This window comes from Qipengyuania thermophila, from assembly GCF_004153605.1.
In the GTDB taxonomy this organism is placed as follows: Bacteria; Pseudomonadota; Alphaproteobacteria; order Sphingomonadales; family Sphingomonadaceae; genus Qipengyuania_B; species Qipengyuania_B thermophila.
In genome coordinates, this window is record NZ_SDSI01000001.1 from 654,842 (window position 1) to 674,839 (window position 19,998).

Here is a 19,998-nt window from a genome sequence, read left to right on the forward strand (position 1 = left end):
CGCCATGAGCCGCTTTGACGTCGTTGTCATCGGCGGAGGTCACGCCGGCGTGGAGGCGGCCTGCGCAGCGGCGCGGCTTGGACTGAGCACCGCCTTGCTGAGCTTCGATCTCGATCGGATTGGCGTGATGAGCTGCAATCCGGCGATCGGTGGCCTCGGCAAGGGTCATCTGGTGCGGGAGGTCGATGCCTTCGATGGCGTGATCGGCCGGGCTGCGGATGCGGCGGCCATTCACTACCGCATGCTCAACCATTCGAAGGGCAGCGCGGTCTGGGGTCCTCGGGTGCAAGCAGACCGGACGCTCTTTCACCGCTTTGTTCAGCGGCATGTCCGTGCGCAGCCCGATCTGACGCTCATCCCGGGCGAAGCGCAGGCGCTGCTCATCCGGCATGGCGAGGTTGCGGGTGTGACAACGGCAACCGGAGACACCTTGCGGGCGGACCGGGTGGTTTTGTGCACCGGTACCTTTCTCGGCGGTACGCTTTTCCGCGGCGAGGAACGATTCAGCGGCGGCCGGGTGGGCGAGGCGAGCGCAACCCGGCTTGCGGCGCAGCTTCGCGAACTTGCCTTGCCCATGGGGCGCCTCAAGACCGGAACGCCTCCGCGCCTCGATGGGCGCAGCATCGACTGGGTACGGCTGGAGGAGCAGCACAGCGACACCGGCGAGTGGACCATGTCACCCATGACGTCACGGCGTCAGAATCCGCAGGTGTTCTGCGCGATCACCCGCACCAATGCGCGGGCGCACGAGGTCATCCGCGCCAACCTCCATCGTTCGCCGCTGTTCTCCGGTGATATCCAGGGCACCGGTCCCCGATATTGCCCGTCGATCGAGGACAAGATCCACCGCTTTGGTGACCGGGACGGCCATCAGGTCTTTCTGGAGCCGGAGGGGCTGTCCACCCGCACCGTTTATCCAAACGGCATCAGCACGTCGCTGCCGGCCGATGTTCAGGAACAGATGCTGCGCTGCATGCCGGGTCTCGAACAGGTTGTCGTCGAGGAGCCGGGCTACGCTGTCGAATACGACTTCATCGATCCGCGAAGCCTTGACGCCACCTTGCAAATGCGCGCTCTGCCGGGGCTGTACTGCGCTGGTCAGATCAACGGCACTACAGGATACGAAGAGGCTGCTGCTCAGGGCCTTGTCGCCGGACTGAACGCGGGACTGGCCTTGCGTGGACGGGCTCCGCTGCCAATCGACCGGGCGAACAGCTACCTCGCGGTCATGGTGGACGACCTGGTGCTGCAGGGCGTCACCGAGCCGTACCGCATGCTGACTGCACGTGCGGAATATCGCCTTCGCCTCAGGGCCGCGAATGCCCACACGCGCCTGACACCGCTGGCGATTGAGACGGGCTGCGCATCAGCGAAGCGGGTGTCCTGGTTCAACAAGCGCGAAGAGGCGCGTACGGCGTGCTCGGACTGGCTCGCCGGGTCGGCCGAGCAGGTCAGTCGCCGCGACGGCTCTGTTCCGACCCGCTTGCAGCAGCTGATGCGGGACGGTGACGTGTCATCCGCGCTACCGCCTCCTCTGGCGGCAACGTGCGACGCTCATCCCGGCCTGCTCGACGAGCTGATCGAGGACGAACGCTACGCTCCCTATCTCGAGAGACAGGATGCCGAGCTTCGTGATCTGCGCGCGAGTGACGCGGTGAGTTTGCAAGCTGTTGCGTATGAAGCAGTTCCGGGACTGTCGCTCGAAATGGTCGAGCGGTTGACTCGGGCACGCCCCGCGACGCTGGGTGCAGCCGCCCGGATCCCAGGCATCACTCCCGCAGCATTGGCGGCTGTGCTCGTTCACGCCCGGCGCCAGACGGCGAATGCCGCGTGATCACATCGGAAGAGGCTGCCCGCGCGTTCGTACTGTCGATCGGCGGCGAGGACGGCTTCAAAAGGATCGAGGCGTTCGTGGAGGCGCTCGTCGCCGCCAATGAGACGCAGAACCTCGTGTCCCGCCACAGTCTCGACCAGGTATGGCGGCGCCACGTCGCGGATTCGGCGCAGCTCCTTCAATACGCCCCTGACCACATGGAGACTTGGCTGGATGTGGGAACAGGAGCTGGCTTTCCGGGCCTGATCGTCGCTGCCCTACGGCCTGACATGAAGGTCACGCTTGTGGAACCCCGCCGCTTGCGGGTGGAGTGGCTGGAGCGGATGTGTGCGTCTCTGTCACTCACAAGGTGCAAGATCCTCGGGATGAGGCTGGAAGCGGCTCCCGCCACCCAACAGGACGTGATCACCGCGCGCGCGGTGGCCAGCCTCAGCCGCCTTCTCGAAATGACACAGAGGAACTGCGGTCGCACCACCACACTGATGCTGCCGAAGGGGGCAAAGGCTGAGGAGGAGCTGTCCGCGCTTCCGAAGAAGGCTCGTCGCCGCTGGGTGTTTCACGTGAAACACTCGTTGACCTGCGAAGAAGGGCGCATCATTATCGCGCGGCCAAGCGAAGGTTCACGTTAAGCATGTTCACGGTGGCAATTGCGAACCAGAAAGGCGGGGTTGGGAAAACGACCACCGCCATAAACATCGCGACGGCGATGGCGGCGTCGGGCTGGCGCACTCTGCTCATCGATCTCGATCCTCAGGGCAATGCATCGACCGGATTGGGTATTCCGGTGGAGCAGCGGGAGCGCTCCAGCTACGATCTGCTCATCGGCGACAAGGCTGTTGCCGAAACCGTTGTCGAGACAGGGATCGCGCGCTTGATGATGGTGCCTTCGACCGTCGACCTCAGCGGGGTCGAGGTCGAACTGGTGGGTTTGCCACGCCGGACGCAGCGCTTGTCCGACGCGCTGCGCGCCGCGGGAGCGGAGCACGACGTGTGCTTCATCGATTGCCCCCCCTCGCTGGGCTTGCTCACACTCAATGCGCTTGCGGCGGCGGATACGTTGCTCGTGCCGCTTCAATGCGAGTTCTTCGCTCTTGAAGGGCTGAGCCAGCTTCTCCGAACGGTGGACGGGGTGCGTTCGACGCTCAATCCCGATCTGGGCATCATCGGCATTGCCCTGACCATGTTTGATCGCCGCAACCGGTTGACCGACCAGGTCGCCGATGACGTGCGCGAGTGTCTCGGATCGCTCGTCTTTGATGCCGTCATCCCCCGCAATGTGCGCCTGTCCGAAGCGCCGAGCCACGGTCTGCCGGCCCTGCTTTACGATCAGACGTGTTCGGGCAGCCGTGCCTACATGGCCCTCGCAAGCGAGTTGATCGGCCGGCTGCCGCAGATGCGGCGCGCGGCATGAGCGGCACGCAGCCTGCCGCGGAGTTCGCGCTTCCCCATCGCGAACCGATCGACCGTCGCCGCAAGCTCGGGCGGGGGATCAAGACGCTGCTCGGCGATCTTGATCACGAGGAGCCGGTCAGCCGGAAGGGCGAGGAGGCGGCCGCTGGTCTCCCGGTAGCGGATGGCGGGCTGGCGCAGATTCCGCTCGACGCCATCTCGCCGCTGCCCGGTCAGCCGCGGACTGTTTTCGACGACGAGGCGCTGGAGCAGCTGGCCGCATCGATCGCGGCGCGCGGCGTAATCCAGCCGGTGATCGTGCAGCCGGTAGGTGACGGCGCGTACCGGCTGGTGGCGGGAGAGCGGCGCTGGCGGGCGGCCCGGATCGCCGGCCTTGGGTCGATTCCGGCCATCGTGCGCACGCTCGAACCACGCGAAGTGATGGCGCTGGCGCTGATCGAGAACCTGCAGCGTGAGGATCTCAACCCTCTCGAGGAGGCGCGTGCCTATCAGCGTCTGTCCGAGGAGGAGGGCATGACCCAAGCCGAGATCGCCGCCCTCGTCGACAAGTCGCGCAGCCATGTCGCCAATCTTCAGCGCCTGCTTACCCTTCCCGAAGCTGTCCAGCAGATGATCGCCGACGGGCGCCTGTCCATGGGGCACGCCCGCCCGCTCGTCGGCCGTCAGGACGCCGAGACACTGGCGCGCCGGATCGTCGACGGTGGCCTGTCGGTCCGCGATGCCGAACACGCGGCGCGGCGGCTGGACGGAGCGGCGACGAATAAGAAGGCGAAGGGTCGGCGGCAGCTGGACGTGTCCGCAGGTGCGCAGGACAGTGATCTCGCCGCGATCGAAGCGCATCTCCAGGAATTTCTCGGCATGCCGATCCGCATCCGGGCGGATGGCGATCCGCGCAGCGGAACGGTCAGCGTTCAGTACCGCACGCTCGACCAGCTTGACCTCATCTGCCAGCGGCTGACGGGCGGCGACATCTGACGCCCACGTGACGGCCTGTCAGATTCGCTCCGAAAGCAGCGCCGCCAGCCGCTCGACCCCGCCCGCATCCTCGTCGTCGAAGCGGGCCGGCAACGGGCTGTCGAGATCGATGACGGCGATGACCTCGCCTCCGCGCATCACCGGCACGACCAGCTCCGACCGCGTGTCGCCGTCGCAAGCGATGTGACCGGGGAAGGCATGCACGTCGGGCACGATCTGTGTTCCCGCCTGCGCGGCCGCTGTGCCGCAGACACCCTGTCCGATCGGGATGCGGATGCAAGCCGGCCGGCCGACGAACGGGCCGAGGACGAGCACGTCGCCCTGCCGGCGGTAGAAGCCGGCCCAGTTGAGGCTGTGGAGCCACCCGCTCAGCAGCGCCGCCACATTGGCCATGTTGGCCACCCCGTCGCTCTCGCCCGCCGTCAGAGCGTCGGCCGCCGCCACCAGCTCGTCGTAATGTTGCGTCTTGCTTGCGCCGGGGCTCGGATGAAAGTCGTACATGCGCCCGCTCGTGGCACGCACGGGCCGCTGCCGCAAGAGCGGGACCGTGCGTCCAGTGCCCGCTTGCCGGTGCCCGTCGTGCCCCCTACAACCCGCGCCCATGACGAAGGCGCGCAAGGCAGTGCTGATCGTGATTGCCCTTCTGGTGGTGATCGCGGCTCTGGCATACTGGATGAGCAGGGGGCAGACGGCGACGCAGTCGGTGGATGCGGTCAGCGGAGTCGATCCGGTGCTGGTCGAGCCGCGCCCCGAACGCATTCCGACGGTCCGGATCGCAAGCCCCATCGGCTGGCGGGAGGGCGAGGCGCCCACGCCGGCATTCGGCCTCGTCGTGAGCCGCTTCGCTGAGGGGCTGGACCACCCGCGCGTCATCTACACCTTGCCGAACGGGGACGTGCTGGCGACGCTCGCCCGGGCTCCGGCTTCGGCCGGCGAAGCCGATGCCGGCCTTCTTGCTCGCCTGCGGCAGAGCGTGGAAGGTTATTTCCGCCGGCGCTCGGGCGCCGACGGCGTGTCCGCGAACCAGCTCGTGCTGCTGCGCGATGCCGACGGAGATGGCCGGGCGGACGCGCGCGTGGTGCTGACCGACCGGCTGGACTCGCCGTCGGGGATTGCCTGGCACGCGGGCACGCTGTTCGTCGCCAATCACGATGCCGTGCTCGCCTACTCCTTCCAGCCGGGAGAGACGCGCCTGAGCGGCGAGCCGCGCCGGATCATGAGCCTTCCGGCAGGAGGCGGACACTGGATGCGCAATCTCGTCGTCGATCCGGACGGCGAGGCGCTGTTCGTCGCCGTGGGTTCGGCGTCGAACATCGGCGAGCGCGGGATGGAGGCGGAAGAAGGCCGCGCGGCCATCTGGCGCTACGATCTGCGCACCGGGCGCCAGGCGCCGTTCGCCGCCGGCCTGCGCAACCCCAATGGTCTGGCGTTCAGCCCATGGTCGGGCGACCTGTGGACCACCGTGAACGAGCGCGATCTGCTCGGCCCGGATCTGGTGCCGGATTATCTCACCGACGTTCCCGTCGGGGCGCAGTATGGATGGCCCTGGCTCTACTGGCGCAACACGGTAGACCGGCGCGTGAAGGCGCCCATGCCGCAATTCCTGATCGAGTACACGCGCCGCCCGCGCTATGCCCTCGGACCGCATGTCGCGGCGCTTGGTCTGGTGTTCGCGCAGGAAGGACATCGAATCGGCCCTGCCTTCGGAAGCGGCGCGATCATTGCGCGACACGGATCGTGGAACAGACGTCCGCCATCAGGGTACGACGTGGTCTACGTGGACTTCGACGCGCGAGGCAATCCGCAGGGCTTGCCCATTCCCCTGCTGACCGGTTTTCTCACGCAGGATGGCAGCACGCGTGGCCGCCCGACCTGGGTGGCATGGGCCAAGGACGGCGCCCTGCTGGTCAGCGACGACACGGCCGGGATCATCTGGCGTGTCATCGCACCGGACGCCGCCCCGGCTCCGGCCATTGCGCGGCTGACGGGGGCGCGCCTGCCGGCCCGCGCCGAGCTTCGCGACCCCCGCGACGTGGCGGAGGAAAATTTCGTCCGTGAGCAGGGGCTGCTGCGCTGAAGCCGGGCCACGCCCCGCTTCAGCCGAGTAACACCGAGGTCGGCACGGCGTAAAGCGTGCCGGCGCCTGCGCGCACCGCTGCCTCAAGACCACAGGCCTCGGGCACGATGCAGTCGAGAAAATAGCGCACCGTCGCCCGCTTCCGGGCGGCGAACGGCGTCTTGTTCCCGCTCAGACACGCCTGCTGGCGCAGCAGCTGTGCGCCTGCAACCGCGACCGCGCACATGGTCGTGAACGGCACGCTCCCGGCGAGACGGTCGTCGACGCTGGCCCCCGAACGCATCCAGTCCGCCGCAGCGATGATGCGGTCGCAGAGCTGGCGCAGACCGGCTTCCTCTCCCGCTTCCCCGCGCGCAGCCGCGACAACGCTGTCAAACGGCCCGCCGCCGCCGAGAAGAAGCTTGCGGGTCACGAGGTCGGCGGCCTGGATGCCGTTGGTTCCTTCGTAGATCGGCGCGATGCGTGCGTCGCGCCAGTGCTGGGCGGCACCCGTCTCCTCGACATAGCCCATGCCGCCATGCACCTGGATGCCGAGGCTGGTGACCTCGACCCCGATGTCGGTTCCCCACGCCTTGATCAGCGGCACCAGCACCTCGGCCATGGCGCCAGCCTCCGTGTCGCCCAGCGCGCTCCGGTCGACGAGCCCCGCCGTGTAGTAGAGCAGCGCGCGAGCTCCTTCCGTCAGGCTCCGCATGCGCAGCAGCATGCGGCGCACGTCCGGGTGTTCGGCAATCGCGACCGGGGCACGGTCGGCGGCGCCCGCGCGCGGCGACTGGATCCTCCCCGCCGCATAGGCGCTCGCCTGTTGCAGGGCACGCTCTGCGATGTGCACGCCCTGGTTGCCGACATTGATCCGGGCCGAGTTCATCATCGTGAACATGGCCGCAAGACCGCGGTTCTCCTCTCCGACGAGCTCGCCATAACAGGCGTCGTTGTCCCCGTAGCTCATCACGCAGGTGGGGGACGCGTTGATGCCGAGCTTGTGCTCGAGGCTGACGCAGCGCAGATCGTTGCGCGGACCGAGCGAGCCGTCGGCGCGCACATGGAACTTGGGCACGACGAACAGCGAAATGCCCCGGCTGCCCTCCGGAGCACCGGGCGTGCGCGCAAGGACGAGATGCACGATGTTCTGCGCCAGTTCGTGCTCGCCCCAGGTGATGTAGATCTTCTGCCCGCGGATGAGATGCTTGCCCGCGTGTTCGCCTTCGGTGACCGGCGTTGCCGTCGTCCGCAGGGCACCGACATCGCTGCCCGCCTGCGGCTCGGTCAGGTTCATGGTTCCAGACCATTCCCCGGTTACCAGCCGGGGCAGGTAGAGCGCCTTCTGTTCGGGCGAACCGTGATGGTCCAGCGCCTCGATCGCCCCGACGGACAGGATCGGGAGGAGGGTGAAGGCCATGTTAGCGCTGCCGAGGTTTTCGAGCACGTTGCAGGCGAGGGCGAAGGGGAGGCCTTGCCCCCCGTGTTCGGCCGGCGCTCCGATGGCGTTCCAGCCCTGCTCGACATAATGCGCGTATGCTTCGGCAAATCCGTCCGGTAGCCGCACCACGCCGTTCTCGAGCACCGCGCCCTGCGTATCGCCGACGCGGTTGAGCGGCGCGAACTCTCCGGCCGCGAAGGCGCCGATGCCGTTGACGATGGCTTCGACAAGGTCGGCGTCCGCGGCGGCGAAACGCTCTGACCGTGCAAGCGCGCCGATGTCCGCGTTGGCTTCGAGGGCGAGCAGCTGATCCTGCGTGGCGGGCGTGAAGATGGTCACGATGGCTCCTGTCTGACCGCTGGCGGGGCCGAAGCGTTGCAACGCCCGCGTGCAGCGATATGGCTTGCACCATGGCAGAGGGCAAGGATCGGGCGCCGCCGCGCTTCACGCGGGTGCTGACTGCGGACGCCGACGGGATCGGCGAAGCGGCGCGGCTGCTGCGGGACGGCCGGGTTGTGGCCGTGCCGACGGAAACCGTGTACGGGCTGGCGGCGCGGGCCGACGATGCGGAGGCGGTGGCGGCCATTTATGCTGCAAAGGGGCGTCCGCCGGTCAATCCGCTCATCGTGCATGTCGCCTCGCTTGAGGAGGCGAGGCGACTGGCTGTCTTCTGCCCCCCCGCCGAAGCGCTGGCCGCGCAGCATTGGCCGGGCGCGTTGACCCTCGTGCTTCCGCGTCGGCAAGATGCCCAGGTCGCGCCGGCCGTCGTCGCCGGACTTGCGACGATTGCCCTCAGGGTTCCTGCCCATCCGGTCGTGCAGCGGCTGCTGCGGGAGAGCGGACTTGCCCTGGCGGCGCCGTCCGCCAATCCCAGCGGTTCTCTCAGCCCGACCACAGCGGCGCACGTGCTGTCCGGGCTTCGCGGACGGATCGACGCCGTGCTCGATGGCGGCCCAAGCGGTGGCGGGCTGGAGTCGACCATTGTCGCCGTGCGCTCGGACGGCGCGCTGGAGGAGCTGCGACCCGGACCCGTGGTCGTCGCGGACGCTTCGGCGAAGTTGCGCGGCGCAACCTGCCCGGCGCCGATCGAAGCTCCGGGGCAGATGTTCCGGCACTACTCGCCGGGGAAGCCGCTTCGGCTGAACGCCCTGTCTCCCGAGCCGGACGAGTTCTACATCGCCTTCGCCGGGGATGAGGGGCATTGCGTCCTCTCCCGAAGCGGGGATCTGAGCGAAGCCGCGGCGCGTCTGTATGCCTGCCTGCACGAAGCCGCGGCCGCGCCTCAGCCGCGCATCGCCATTGCCCCGGTTCCCGATCGTGGCGTGGGCCGCGCCATCAACGAACGGCTGCGCCGGGCGGCGTCCTAGCGGCGCGGCTCGGCAGGGAGGCCGGGAAGCAACGCCTGAATCTCCGCATAGTCGCGTCGCGCCGCGTCGCAGGCGCGCTGATCGCCGCTGTCGCAGCGCTGGCGATGGCGGGCGTAGCTGCGCTCGAGCGCGCCGAGACGCTCTTCCCGCCGACGCAGCTCGCGCCCGCGCTTTTCGTCAGCCTCGGACTGGCTGGTGGTGGCAAGGTCCACCGCTTTCGCCGCGACCCGCACCGGCGCCGTCGCCACGTCGAAAGCGGCTTTGGCCAGGCACCCCTGCAGCAAGGCCGCCGCCAGCCCGACGGTCAGCAGCTTGCCGGCGGCGACCGTGCGCATTTGCCATTCCGGCCGGGCTGTGCCGTTCAGCGCCCGGTCCTATTCGTCGGAGCCCTGGCCGTAATACTGCGGCGCATGCTCCCGCAGCACACCAAGGATCTGTTCCAGCGCGGCTGCCTCGTCCGTCTTTTCCATGGCGGCAAGTTCGCGCGCCAGCCGGCTGGAGGCGGCCTCGAAGATCTGCCGCTCGGAATAGGATTGCTCGGGCTGGTCCTCTGGCCGGAAGAGGTCGCGCGTCACCTCGGCGATCGACACGAGGTCGCCCGAATTGATCTTCGCCTCGTATTCCTGTGCCCTGCGGCTCCACATGGTGCGCTTCACCCGGGGACGGCCCTTCAGCGTCTCCATGGCCTCGCGCAAGGTCTTGTCGCTCGACAGCTTGCGCATGCCGATCGCCTCGACCTTGTTGAAGGGCACCCGCAGCGTCATGCGCTCCTTCTCGAACCTCAGGACATACAGCTCCAGCTGCATTCCGGCGATCGTCTCGTTCTGCAATTCGACGACCCGGCCGACACCGTGCTTGGGATACACCACATAGTCACCGACATCGAAGGCGGCTGCGTTGCTGGCCATGGACACTCCTTCAGTTGCGGGCGCCGTCCGGATCAGGGTTCTCGCGCCCGGAGGCGACGGGAAAACCCAGCATCTGCGCGGAAGATCGTCAGGATGGCAGGCGACCGCTTTGCGTGTGGATTGAACCGCCAGCCGGCACTTCGTGCGCCGTCCGGCGTGGATGTCGATGGTATATAGTCACAAATGTTCCACAAAGCGAGTCGAAATGCGTCCGACGCAGTGTGGCGCCGCTAGTCTCCGGAGCCGGGATTGGGCGAGAAGTACTTCTCGAACTTGCCTTCTTCGCCCTTGTGCGCATCCGCGTCCGCCGGCGGCTCCTTCTGCTGGGTGATGTTGGGCCATTCGGCGGAGTAGCGGGCGTTCAGCTCGAGCCACTGCTCGAGACCGGCCTCCGTGTCGGGAAGAATGGCCTCGGCGGGGCACTCCGGCTCGCACACGCCGCAGTCGATGCACTCGGACGGGTTGATGACCAGCATCGTTTCGCCCTCGTAGAAGCAATCGACAGGGCAGACCTCGACGCAGTCGGTGTACTTGCACTTGATGCATGCGTCGGTGACGACGTAGGTCATGAGCCTTGATCCTTCGGCCAGCGGGTGATCGGCCCCGGTGCTATGGCGCTTTGCCCGGACCGGTCAAGGGGCCGGTAGTGTGTCTGCGCCTCCGCCGCCGGCCCCCGGCGAAGCGGCAGCGCGAGGATCTGAACGACCCGCACCTGCCCGTCGCCGGCCATGAACGTCAGCACGTCGCCCACCCTGACAAGGTGGCTCGTCCGGGCGACATGCGCGCCGTTGCAGCGCATGACGGTGTTCTCGACCATGTGCCGCGCCGTGCTGCGCGTCCGGGCAAAGCGCAGGCGGCACAGCAGCAGATCGACGCGCAGGCCGGGCGCTGCGGCGGCCGCGGTCATTGCACCAGCGTCTCGAGCGCGGCAAAGGCGTTTCCAGGTCTGGGCGCCCGGTTTTCCCGCCGCGGTGTTGCGCGGCGCTGAGGCCGCCACGACCAGCGGTCGGGCTGCGGCGGCCCTGCGGCGCCCGGTCGCGGTCCCTGACCCCGGTGCAGGCGGAAACCGGCCTGCTGCAGCAACTGATGCCAGCCCGCTTCGGTAAGGCCGGCCGAAATCGCCCGCGCCCTGTCCAGCACCGGGCGGCCGCCGCGCGACGCGGCGCGGGCATCGTGTGCGGCGCGGATGAGGCGTTCCGCGACGTCGACCCGCACCAGCTGCGATCCAGCGGCACGGTAGCCCGCGAACAGCTGCTCAGGCCCGGCAAGGACCGGCGGCATTGTGCGCTCTGTCGGCCGCGGATCAAGCCCCAGTTCGTGCAGCAGACGGCGTGCGCGTGGCTTGAGGAGCGCCGGCATGAACAGGTCGAGAGCGCCGAGGTGCACGCCATGGCGGCGCAGCATGGCGCGGGTTTGGCGATCCTGCGCTGCCATCACCAGACCCTCGCGCGGGGCATGGCCGAAGCCGGACGCCACACGGGTGAAGGCCGCCCGTGCGGCGGCGGGAACACCCGGATCGCTGGCGGCATCGAGCACGCCTTGCAGCGGCGCCAGCGCCGCCGTCTCGGCCTCGAGCCAGCGTTGCAGCGCGCCAAGCAGCCGCTCACGTGCCGAGGGGCTGAGCAGGGTCATGCCGGAACCGGCCCGGACTCGCGGAACAACCCGGCCGCCACGATGATCCAGATCCGCGACCGGAGCATCGTCGAGCCAGATCCGGCCGCCGCGAAGGTGGACGCCGGGCAGCCCTTGAGCGATCAGCGCATCCACCCGGCGCGCAAGGAGGTGTGGCAGCGCCTTCTCGGCGGCGGCGACCCGCATGCGCCGTTCGGCAAGACCGGCCGCCGCCTCGACGTGAAGAGTGAACCCGTGCAGACGCCCGAGCAGTTCGTCGTCGATGAGCACGGTTCCGTCGTCCGACAGCCGCACGGGCAGAAGCTCGGGCCGCGTCGTCATGCTCCGAAGGAGCACGGATGTGCGCCGGTTGACGAAGCGTTCGGTCAGCCGGGCGTGGAGAGCGTCGGACAGCCGCGTTTCCGCCGCGCGGGCGCGGGCGGCCATCTCCTCGCGCGCAAGCACCCAGTCGGGGCGCTGACAGATGTAGGCCCAGCTGCGGATCGCCGCGATGCGGCCCTGCAACGTGTCGATGTCGCCCTGCGTGTTGTCGAGTTCGGCAATCCGCGCCGCGACATAGTCGGCGCCCAGATAGCCTTGGCGCAGATCACGCCAAAGCCGGGCGACGAAGCGGGCGTGCGTGTCGAGTCCTTGCTGGCGGAAGTCCGGCAGGGAGCACACCTCCCAGAACGCGCGCACGGCGCCGTGTCCGGTCAGGCTCTGCGCCCACGGTTCACCGGCGAGGTGCTTCAGCACGGCCAGATCGAGAGCCTCGGGCGCAGGCGCCAGCGCCGAATGCTCGGGCCGCTGCTCGAGGTCGCCGATCAGCGTCTGCAGCGTGTCGAAACGCGGCTCCCCGTTGCGCCAGAAAAGGTGCGGCAAGGGCGCGAACCGGTGTTCCTCGACACTGTAGATCTCCTCTTCGGTGAACTCGGCGCCCGTCCGCTCCCCGTCACGGTAGCCGCTGAGCACGCCGAAGGTGCCATCGCGCTGGTGCCGGCCCGCGCGACCCGCGATCTGGGCGATCTCGGCCGGGGTCAGGCGTCTCCGCCGCCGCCCGTCGAACTTGCTCAAGCCCGCAAATGCGACATGGTCGATGTCGAGATTGAGCCCCATGCCGATGGCATCGGTGGCGACGATGTACTGGACCTCGCCGCTCTGGAACAATTCCACCTGCCGGTTGCGTGTCTCCGGCGACAGCGCGCCCATGACGACCGCCGCACCGCCCCTGTAACGGCGCAGCGTTTCCGCCACGCCGTACACCTGTTCGGCCGAGAAGGCGACGATCGCCGAACGCGGCGGCAGGCGCGAGAGCTTGCGCGGCCCGAGGTGCCGCAGCGTGGAGAAGCGCGGCCGCTCGACCAGCTCGACCTTTGGCGCAATCCGGCGCAGCGGCGCGGCAAGCGTGGCCGAACCCAGCACCATCGTCTCTTCGCGCCCGCGGGCATGCAGCAGGCGGTCGGTGAACACATGCCCGCGCTCGGGGTCGGCGGCGAGCTGCGCCTCGTCGAGCGCGACAAAGGCGACCTGCCGCTCGCCCGCAGTCAGGGAGGCAGGCATCGCCTCGACGGTGCAGCAGACATAGCGCGCATCCGGCGGCTCGATCCTCTGCTCGCCGGTCACCAGCGCCACCTGCCGCTCGCCCTTCAGCGCCACGAGGCGGGCGTAGACCTCCTGCGCGAGCAGCCGCAGCGGGAAGCCGATGACGCCGCTCGAATGGGCGCACATCCTCTCGATGGCCAAATGGGTCTTGCCGGTGTTCGTGGGGCCCAGAACCGCCCTCAAATGTGCCTGCATCCGCGGCAAGATGGCCGCGCCGCAGTCGAGCGACAACGGCTTTTCCCGAAGTTCCATCGGCTTGCCGGTGCCAGGCAACGCTTGACCGCAAATTAACCGCGTATTTATTCAATTCTCCCAAGCTCCGCAGCACAAGCGCGACGGGTGTGGCGGGTGGCAAGGCCTGCCAGCGGGTCGTCAGGAGGGACGGGGAGAAGCCGTGGTCGCGAAGCTGCAGGTGCGCGCCGCTGCACATGGCGGACGCTGTATGGGCGCAGAGCGCGGGCCTGGTGCCGGTCCGGCGCGGCCGGGATCGCTTCTGCGGCAGACCTCGTGGACCAAGGGGGCGGCGTTGCTTGCGGCGCTCGGGACCGCCGGTTGGTTCGGCTACATGACTTCCTCACCGCTCGAGGCGGCCGTTGTCGACGGCTCCGCCGCTTCGGTCGGCGACGAATACCGCAGCCACATGATCATGCCGCTCGCCCTTGGCGGGGACTCGGGGCGGCACATGGGGGCGACCGGCCGGGTGCGCACGCTGTCGAGCGCGCCCGAGCGGCCGGTCGAGAACATCGTGGCGACGTTCCGCGAAGCGGACAGCCTGCCGGCCCTGCTCGGCCGCGCCGGATTGTCCAGCCGTGACGTGGCGGATGTCACCGCCCTCCTTGCTCCGGCCATGGACGAGCGCGCACTTTCTCCGGGCACAGCGTTTTCGGTGACCCTCGGTGAACGTCCCGAGGGTGCGGCGCACCGGCCGCTCCAGTCCCTCGAATTCCGTGCCGCGCTGGACCTTGCCCTGGCGATCGAACGTGATGGCGAGCGCCTCGTGCTGCGGCGGCAACCGATCGCCGTCGACAGCACGCCGCTCAGGGTGCGCGGCCGGGTCGGCGCCAGCCTCTACCGCTCGGCACGGGCGGCCGGTGCGCCGCCGGAGGCGGTGCAGGAATATCTCAAGGCGCTGAAAGCGCACATCGACATCGCCGCGCTCGGCGCCAACGACACCTTCGACCTGATCGTCGCCCACCGGCGCGCCGCCACCGGCGAACGCGAGGCGGGCAAACTGCTTTACGCCGGGCTTCAGCGCGACTCAGGAGGAGCCGTGGAACTGATGCGCTGGGGACCGCACGGGGCGTTCTACAATCCGCGCGGGCTGGGCGAGGAACGCGGCGGCTATGTTCAGCCGGTGGTCGGCCGGGTGAGCTCGCATTTCGGCTACCGGGTCCACCCGATCCTGCGCTACAAGCGGATGCATGGCGGGATCGACTTCGCCGCTCCGACGGGTACGCCGATCCGCGCCGTCAGCGAGGGGCGGGTCACCGGCGCCGGACGCATGGGCGGGTGCGGCATCGCCGTCGTTCTGGATCACCCGGGCGCGCTGTCCTCGCGCTACTGCCACATGAGCCGGATGGCGGTTCGCCATGGCGAGCGGGTCACCCGCGGCCAGATCATCGGCTATGTCGGTTCCACCGGCATGTCGACAGGGCCGCACCTGCATTTCGAGATCTACCGCGGCGGACAGCTGATCAATCCGCAGCAGGTGAGGTTCACCACCCGCGACGCAATCAGCCCTGCCGAGCTTGCGCGCTTCCGCAGCCAGCTGCAGCAGCTCACCGCCACGCCCGTCGGCGCGGCGCTGAAGCCGCTTCCGAGCGCGCCGGCAGCCCGTGAAGGCGAACCGCTGCGAGAAATCGACCGGCTGGTGGAGCAGCGCAAGACCGTTTGACGGCGGGACTTGCGCCGGGTGCGGGCTTGAGGCACCTGCCATGCAAGAGATGAGCATTCTGCCGCGCTACCCGGCGCTGCGCCTCCGGCGCACGCGCGCTCACGGCTGGAGCCGCGCCCTGTTCCGCGAGCATCGCCTCTCGCCCGCAGACCTCGTCTGGCCGTTGTTCATCGGCAGTGGCGATGCCGACGAAGAGCCCGTCGCCACGCTGCCGGGCGTGTCGCGCTGGTCGGTGCCGCAGATCGCCGCGCGTGCCCGGGAAGCGGTCAGCCTCGGCATCCCGTGCATCGCCCTGTTTCCCAACACGCCGCACGATCGCCGCACGGCGCGCGGCGAAGAAGCGCTGAACCCGGACAACCTCATCTGCCAGGCGATCCGGGCGGTGCGGGACGCCTGCGGCGATGCCATCGGCATCATGACCGACGTCGCGCTCGATCCCTACACCAGCCACGGGCAGGACGGCGTGCTGGATTCGCGCGGGCGCATCGCCAACGATGCGACGGTGGAGATCCTCGCGCAGCAGGCGCTGGTCCAGGCACGTGCGGGGGCCGACATCATCGCGCCGTCGGACATGATGGACGGCCGGGTGGGCGCGATCCGGCGCGCACTCGAGGAGGAAGGGTGCCACGATGTGCAGATCCTTTCCTATGCGGCGAAGTTCGCGTCGGCCTTCTACGGCCCGTTCCGCGACGCCGTGGGATCCGGGGGGCTGCTGAAGGGCGACAAGAAAACCTACCAGATGGACCCGGCGAACGGAGACGAGGCGCTGCGCGAGATTGCGCTGGACATCGCCGAGGGCGCCGACGCGGTGATGGTCAAGCCAGGTCTGGCCTATCTCGACATCATCTGGCGCGCGCGCGAGGCCTTCGGAGTGCCGGTTTTCGCCTATCAGGTCAGCGGCGAATATGCGCTCACGACGATTGGTGCTGCCGCCGGGGTGGGGGACCGTGACGCGCTGATGATGGAGAAGCTGCTGGCATTCAAGCGGGCCGGAGCGACCGGCATCGTGACCTATTTCGCCCGCGACGCGGCGCGGCTGCTGAGTGACTGAGTTCCGCCATGAAACGACGCGCCTGATCCTGCGCGACTGGCGCGAGGAGGACTGGCCCGAATTCTTCCGAGTCACCAACTCGCCCGCCGTGATGCGCTGGCTCGGCGGTGTCATGGATGGCGAAGGCATGGCGCGGCAGCGGGCCCGGGTCGAGGGCTGCCGCGCCGCGCACGGCCACTGCTTCTGGGTTGTCGAGCGGCGCGAGGACCGGGCGCTGCTCGGCTTCTGCGGCATCAAGCGCGCCGACTCGCCAGGGTCGAGCATCGCCGGGCGGCACGAAATCGGCTGGCGGCTGCGCGAGGATGCGTGGGGTCGCGGCTATGCCCGCGAGGCGGCGACGGCGACGGTCGCGCTCGCCTTCGACCATTTCGCCGCGCCCGAAGTCTTCGCCACCACCATTGCCGAGAACACGCCGAGCTGGGGCCTGATGGAGCGTCTGGGCATGCGGAGACGACCCGAGCTGGACTATGCCGACATCCGCTATCCGCCCCCGTGGCGGCAGGCGATCGTCTATGCTCTCGCAGCGGCAGACTGGAGACCCGCATGAGCCTTCACCCCGGCGTCCGCCTCATCCCGTTCGGCGGCAAGGCGCCCTGCATCCACCCTTCCGCCTTCATTGCTCCCGGCTGCACGCTCATCGGCGATGTCACCATCGGGGCTCAAAGCTCGGTGTGGTACAATTGCGTCCTGCGCGCCGACACGGCGTCCATCCGCATCGGAGAACGCACGAACATCCAGGACGGCTGCGTCCTTCACGGCGACCCGCCGCGCCCCGGCGATCCCGACGGCGCGCCGCTGGTGATCGGGGACGACGTGCTGGTCGGCCACATGGTCATGCTCCATGGCTGCACGATCGCCGATCGCGGCTTCGTGGGGCTGGGCGCGATCGCCATGAACAAGGCTGTGATCGCGTCCGACGCGATGCTGGCGGCCGGAGCCATGCTGACCGAAGGAAAGGTCATGGCTCCGCGCGAGCTGTGGGGCGGCCGCCCGGCGCGCAAGATGCGCGACCTTGACGACGCGGCGGTGGCGGGGATGCGGCTGGGCGTCGCCCACTATGTCGAGAACGCCCGTGCGCACCGCGAGGCCATCGCGCGGGCGGAAGGGGCCTGACGGCGCGCCGCTCTCAGTCCCGCACCAGCGCCCGCAGGGCCTCGATCCGGTCGGCCTCGTGCGCCGGCTTGTCCCAGCGGATGCGATGGACCCTGGGGAAGCGCATGGAGAGGCCGGACTTGTGCCGCTTCGACAGATGCGCGGAATCGAAGGCGATTTCGAGAACGAGGCTTCTGTCCGTCTCCCGGACCGGACCGAAGCGGTTCACGGTGTGCTGGCGCACATGGCGGTCGAGCCGCACCAGCTCCTCGTCGGTGAAGCCGGAATAGGCCTTGCCGACCGGCAGCAGTTCCGCGCCCGCGTCGGGATCGCCGTCCCAGCAACCGAAGGTGTAGTCCGAGTAATAGCTTGACCGCTTGCCGGAACCGCGCTGGGCATACATCAGCACGCAGTCGATCAGCAGCGGATCGCGCTTCCACTTGTACCACAGCCCGGCACGCCGTCCTGCGACATAGGGGCTGTCGCGGCGCTTCAGCATCAGCCCTTCGATGGCGTCGTCTCGGGTGCGGGCGCGGATCTGCGCCAGCTCGTCGAAGGTGCCGGCGGCGATGATCTGCGACAAGTCGAAGTGGCTCGGCGGCAGCTCCGCGAACAGCGACTCGAGCCGCCGGCGCCGCTCCGACCACGGCAGGGCGCGCAGATCCTCGCCGCGCCAGTGCAGCACGTCATAGAGCCGCACGAAGGCCGGATAGTCGGTCAGCATCGTCCTGCTCACCGTCTTGCGTCCCAGACGCTGCTGCAGCGCGTTGAAAGAGGCTGCGCCCCCTTCCTCGCCGCCCTGATGCGAGCCGCGCACCATGCATTCGCCATCGACGATGCCCGGAATCTGAAAGGCCGCGGCGAGTTCGGGAAAGGAGCGCGTGATGTCGTCGCCGGAGCGTGAATACACCCGTGTCTCGCCCGTCTCTCCCGGCGGACCGGCATGGACGAGCTGCACGCGGATGCCGTCCCACTTCCACTCCGCGGCGTACTCGTCGAGGCTGACGGACGCATCCTCGAGCGGATGCGCCAGCATGAACGGCCGGAACAGCGGGAGGTGGCGGGCATCGGGAGCCGGTGCGCCGTCAGCGGCCCAGGCGAACAGCTCTTCATACGGAGGGGCCTGCCCGTGCCAGTGTTCCTCCACGTCGTCGACGGCCACCCCGAACGCGTCGGCAAAGGCGACCTTGGCGAGGCGCGAGGACACGCCGATCCGCATCTCTCCGGTGGCGAGCTTGAGCAGGGCATACCGGCCCGCCGCATCGAGCCGGTCGAGGAGACTCGCCAGCTCGCCCGCAACCGAGGCACGGGTCATGCGCGACAGGTGCTCCACCGCTTCGGCAAGCGTCGGGGCGGCGCCCGTCGCCTCCGCGGGCTCGGGCCACAACAGGCTCGCGGTTTCTGCCGTGTCGCCGACGAAGTCGCGCGACAGGGTCCAGAGCACGGGATCGACCCGCTCCATCAGCAGCCTGCGGATGGTCGACGATTTGACCGCCGGGAAGTCGAGGCTGCCGGTCAGCGCCGCGAGCGCCCAGCCCCGGTCCGGATCGGGCGTGCGGAGCAGATACGCCGCGATCAGCCGCAGCTTTTCGTTGCGTCCGCGGGTGTAGACCAGCGCGTCGATGAGGGCGGCAAACTTCTCCATGTCAGGGCGCGGCGCTTCGCGCGAAGGCGTCAGTCATCCTCGTCCTCGTAGCCGACCAGCGCCAGCGCCCGGGCGCGGCGCTGGTGAAGCTGATGCCACCGCAGCAGCGCATCCTCCCGGCCATGGGTGATCCAGGTCTCCGCCGGGTTCACCTCCTCCACCGTCCCGGTCAGCTCACCCCAGTCGGCGTGATCGGAGATGACCAGCGGCAGCTCGACGTTCTTCTGCCGCGCGCGCTGGCGCACCCGCATCCAGCCTGACGCCATGGCGGTGATCGGGTCCGGCAGGCGGCGGCTCCAGCGGTCGTTGAGCGCCGACGGCGGGCAGACGACGACATGCCCGCGCATCGCATCCCTCGGGGTTCCGGCGACAGGCCTCAGCTCGCCCAGAGGCACGCCAAGCTCCTCGTACAGCCGGCACATCCGCTCCATCGCTCCGTGAAGGTAGACGGGGGCGTCATGACCGGCCCGCCGCAGCTCGGCGATCAACCGCTGCGCCTTGCCAAGCGCATAGGCGCCCACCAGCACGCAGCGATCGGGCTGGTCGCGGAGCGTGGCCAGCAGCTTGGCGATCTCGTCCTCGATGGGCGGATGGCAGAAGATGGGCAGGCCGAAGGTCGCCTCGGTGACGAGAATGTCGCACGGCGTCACGGTGAAGGGCGCGCAGGTCGGGTCGGCGCGGCGCTTGTAGTCGCCGGTGACGATCACCCGCTCGCCGGCATGCTTCAGCAGGATCTGCGCGCTGCCGAGCACATGCCCCGCCGGCAGGAAGGTCGCGTCCACCCCTCCGCCGAGACGGACCGTCTCGCCATAGGCGACCGGCACGGCGCCCTCGCGGGTGTTGTAGCGCAGGTCCATGATCTCGAGCGTCTCGGGCGTGGCGACGGTGGTGCCGTGGCCGCCGCGCGCGTGGTCGGCATGGCCATGGGTGACAAGCGCGTGAGGCACGGCCCGCGCGGGATCGATCCACGTGTCGGCAGGAACGACATGGATGCCCCACGGCTCCGGACGGATCCATGCGAAGTCGGCGGGCATCGTGTTCAGAACCCTGCCGGCGCGCGAACCGTTCCCGGCCGCGCACCCGCCCGCCCGACGTCCTTGCGTTTCAGCGGC

19 protein-coding genes are annotated in these 19,998 nt (G+C 68.9%); 10 read left to right on the forward strand and 9 right to left on the reverse strand.

Going from position 1 to position 19,998, the window contains the following annotated elements; translation table 11 throughout:
- Positions 1-4 precede the first annotated feature (4 nt).
- From mnmG to ETO60_RS03115, 4 genes are read left to right on the forward strand one after another with little or no spacing between them, the layout of a single operon-like run.
- Positions 5-1,834 carry a tRNA uridine-5-carboxymethylaminomethyl(34) synthesis enzyme MnmG gene (gene mnmG, locus ETO60_RS03100; RefSeq protein ID WP_130002555.1) on the forward strand — a complete coding sequence of 610 codons (1,830 nt, stop codon included), beginning with the start codon at positions 5-7 and terminating at the stop codon, positions 1,832-1,834.
- Positions 1,831-2,463 carry a 16S rRNA (guanine(527)-N(7))-methyltransferase RsmG gene (gene rsmG, locus ETO60_RS03105; RefSeq protein ID WP_130002556.1) on the forward strand — a complete coding sequence of 211 codons (633 nt, stop codon included), beginning with the start codon at positions 1,831-1,833 and terminating at the stop codon, positions 2,461-2,463. The genes mnmG and rsmG overlap by 4 nt, the downstream gene beginning before the upstream one ends.
- Before the next feature lie 2 nt (positions 2,464-2,465).
- A complete protein-coding gene (locus ETO60_RS03110) occupies positions 2,466-3,245 on the forward strand; it encodes a ParA family protein (RefSeq protein ID WP_130002557.1) in 780 nt (259 codons plus the stop codon).
- Positions 3,242-4,219 carry a ParB/RepB/Spo0J family partition protein gene (locus ETO60_RS03115; RefSeq protein ID WP_130002558.1) on the forward strand — a complete coding sequence of 326 codons (978 nt, stop codon included), beginning with the start codon at positions 3,242-3,244 and terminating at the stop codon, positions 4,217-4,219. The genes ETO60_RS03110 and ETO60_RS03115 overlap by 4 nt, the downstream gene beginning before the upstream one ends.
- Before the next feature lie 18 nt (positions 4,220-4,237).
- On the opposite strand, the gene ETO60_RS03120 is transcribed toward ETO60_RS03115, so the two are convergent.
- Positions 4,238-4,720 carry a GAF domain-containing protein gene (locus ETO60_RS03120; RefSeq protein WP_130002559.1) on the reverse strand — a complete coding sequence of 161 codons (483 nt, stop codon included), beginning with the start codon at positions 4,718-4,720 and terminating at the stop codon, positions 4,238-4,240.
- Between the two features lie 100 nt (positions 4,721-4,820).
- Between ETO60_RS03120 and ETO60_RS03125 the strand changes: the two genes are divergently transcribed.
- Positions 4,821-6,296 (forward strand): PQQ-dependent sugar dehydrogenase, encoded by a 1,476-nt coding sequence (locus ETO60_RS03125; protein ID WP_130002561.1) that lies wholly within the window; start codon positions 4,821-4,823, stop codon positions 6,294-6,296.
- Between the two features lie 19 nt (positions 6,297-6,315).
- On the opposite strand, the gene ETO60_RS03130 is transcribed toward ETO60_RS03125, so the two are convergent.
- Positions 6,316-8,055 carry an acyl-CoA dehydrogenase gene (locus tag ETO60_RS03130; RefSeq protein ID WP_130002563.1) on the reverse strand — a complete coding sequence of 580 codons (1,740 nt, stop codon included), beginning with the start codon at positions 8,053-8,055 and terminating at the stop codon, positions 6,316-6,318.
- Positions 8,056-8,126: 71 nt separating this feature from the next.
- Between ETO60_RS03130 and ETO60_RS03135 the strand changes: the two genes are divergently transcribed.
- A complete protein-coding gene (locus ETO60_RS03135; protein WP_130002565.1) occupies positions 8,127-9,083 on the forward strand; it encodes an L-threonylcarbamoyladenylate synthase in 957 nt (318 codons plus the stop codon).
- Here ETO60_RS03135 and ETO60_RS03140 read toward each other — a convergent pair.
- The 5 genes from ETO60_RS03140 to ETO60_RS03160 all read right to left on the reverse strand — a co-directional run bounded on the left by ETO60_RS03140 (position 9,080) and on the right by ETO60_RS03160 (position 13,456).
- The gene (locus ETO60_RS03140) at positions 9,080-9,418 is read right to left on the reverse strand and encodes a hypothetical protein (protein ID WP_130002567.1); all 339 of its coding nucleotides are present in this window, start codon (positions 9,416-9,418) and stop codon (positions 9,080-9,082) included. The two genes, ETO60_RS03135 and ETO60_RS03140, sit on opposite strands and share 4 nt — an antisense overlap.
- Positions 9,419-9,457: 39 nt before the next feature.
- Positions 9,458-9,991: a CarD family transcriptional regulator gene (locus tag ETO60_RS03145; RefSeq protein WP_130002568.1), complete on the reverse strand. Its 534-nt coding sequence runs from the start codon at positions 9,989-9,991 to the stop codon at positions 9,458-9,460.
- 230 nt (positions 9,992-10,221) lie between these two features.
- Positions 10,222-10,560, reverse strand: coding sequence for a ferredoxin FdxA (gene fdxA, locus ETO60_RS03150; protein WP_130002570.1), 339 nt, complete (start codon positions 10,558-10,560; stop codon positions 10,222-10,224).
- Positions 10,557-10,898, reverse strand: a complete 342-nt coding sequence (locus ETO60_RS03155) for a S4 domain-containing protein (protein ID WP_234026293.1) — start codon at positions 10,896-10,898, stop codon at positions 10,557-10,559. Before ETO60_RS03155 ends, fdxA begins: the two co-directional genes overlap by 4 nt.
- Positions 10,895-13,456 (reverse strand): helicase-related protein, encoded by a 2,562-nt coding sequence (locus ETO60_RS03160; RefSeq protein ID WP_315850262.1) that lies wholly within the window; start codon positions 13,454-13,456, stop codon positions 10,895-10,897. The genes ETO60_RS03155 and ETO60_RS03160 overlap by 4 nt, the downstream gene beginning before the upstream one ends.
- 313 nt (positions 13,457-13,769) lie before the next feature.
- Between ETO60_RS03160 and ETO60_RS03165 the strand changes: the two genes are divergently transcribed.
- Genes ETO60_RS03165 through ETO60_RS03180 form a run of 4 tightly spaced genes read left to right on the forward strand, consistent with a single transcriptional unit; the run spans position 13,770 to position 17,262 of the window.
- On the forward strand, positions 13,770-15,098 hold the full coding sequence (locus ETO60_RS03165; protein ID WP_165362095.1) for a M23 family metallopeptidase: 1,329 nt from the start codon (positions 13,770-13,772) through the stop codon (positions 15,096-15,098).
- Positions 15,099-15,147: 49 nt separating this feature from the next.
- A complete protein-coding gene (hemB, locus tag ETO60_RS03170; protein WP_130002574.1) occupies positions 15,148-16,149 on the forward strand; it encodes a porphobilinogen synthase in 1,002 nt (333 codons plus the stop codon).
- Entirely contained in the window at positions 16,142-16,696 is a 555-nt protein-coding gene (locus tag ETO60_RS03175) for a GNAT family N-acetyltransferase (RefSeq protein WP_130002576.1), read from the forward strand. The genes hemB and ETO60_RS03175 overlap by 8 nt, the downstream gene beginning before the upstream one ends.
- Entirely contained in the window at positions 16,693-17,262 is a 570-nt protein-coding gene (locus tag ETO60_RS03180; RefSeq protein ID WP_130002578.1) for a gamma carbonic anhydrase family protein, read from the forward strand. The genes ETO60_RS03175 and ETO60_RS03180 overlap by 4 nt, the downstream gene beginning before the upstream one ends.
- 13 nt (positions 17,263-17,275) lie before the next feature.
- Here ETO60_RS03180 and ETO60_RS03185 read toward each other — a convergent pair whose 3' ends face one another.
- On the reverse strand, positions 17,276-18,886 hold the full coding sequence (locus ETO60_RS03185) for a cisplatin damage response ATP-dependent DNA ligase (RefSeq protein WP_130002579.1): 1,611 nt from the start codon (positions 18,884-18,886) through the stop codon (positions 17,276-17,278).
- A 29-nt stretch (positions 18,887-18,915) separates the two neighbouring features.
- A complete protein-coding gene (locus tag ETO60_RS03190; RefSeq protein ID WP_130002581.1) occupies positions 18,916-19,920 on the reverse strand; it encodes a ligase-associated DNA damage response exonuclease in 1,005 nt (334 codons plus the stop codon).
- Between the last annotated feature and the right edge of the window lie 78 nt (positions 19,921-19,998).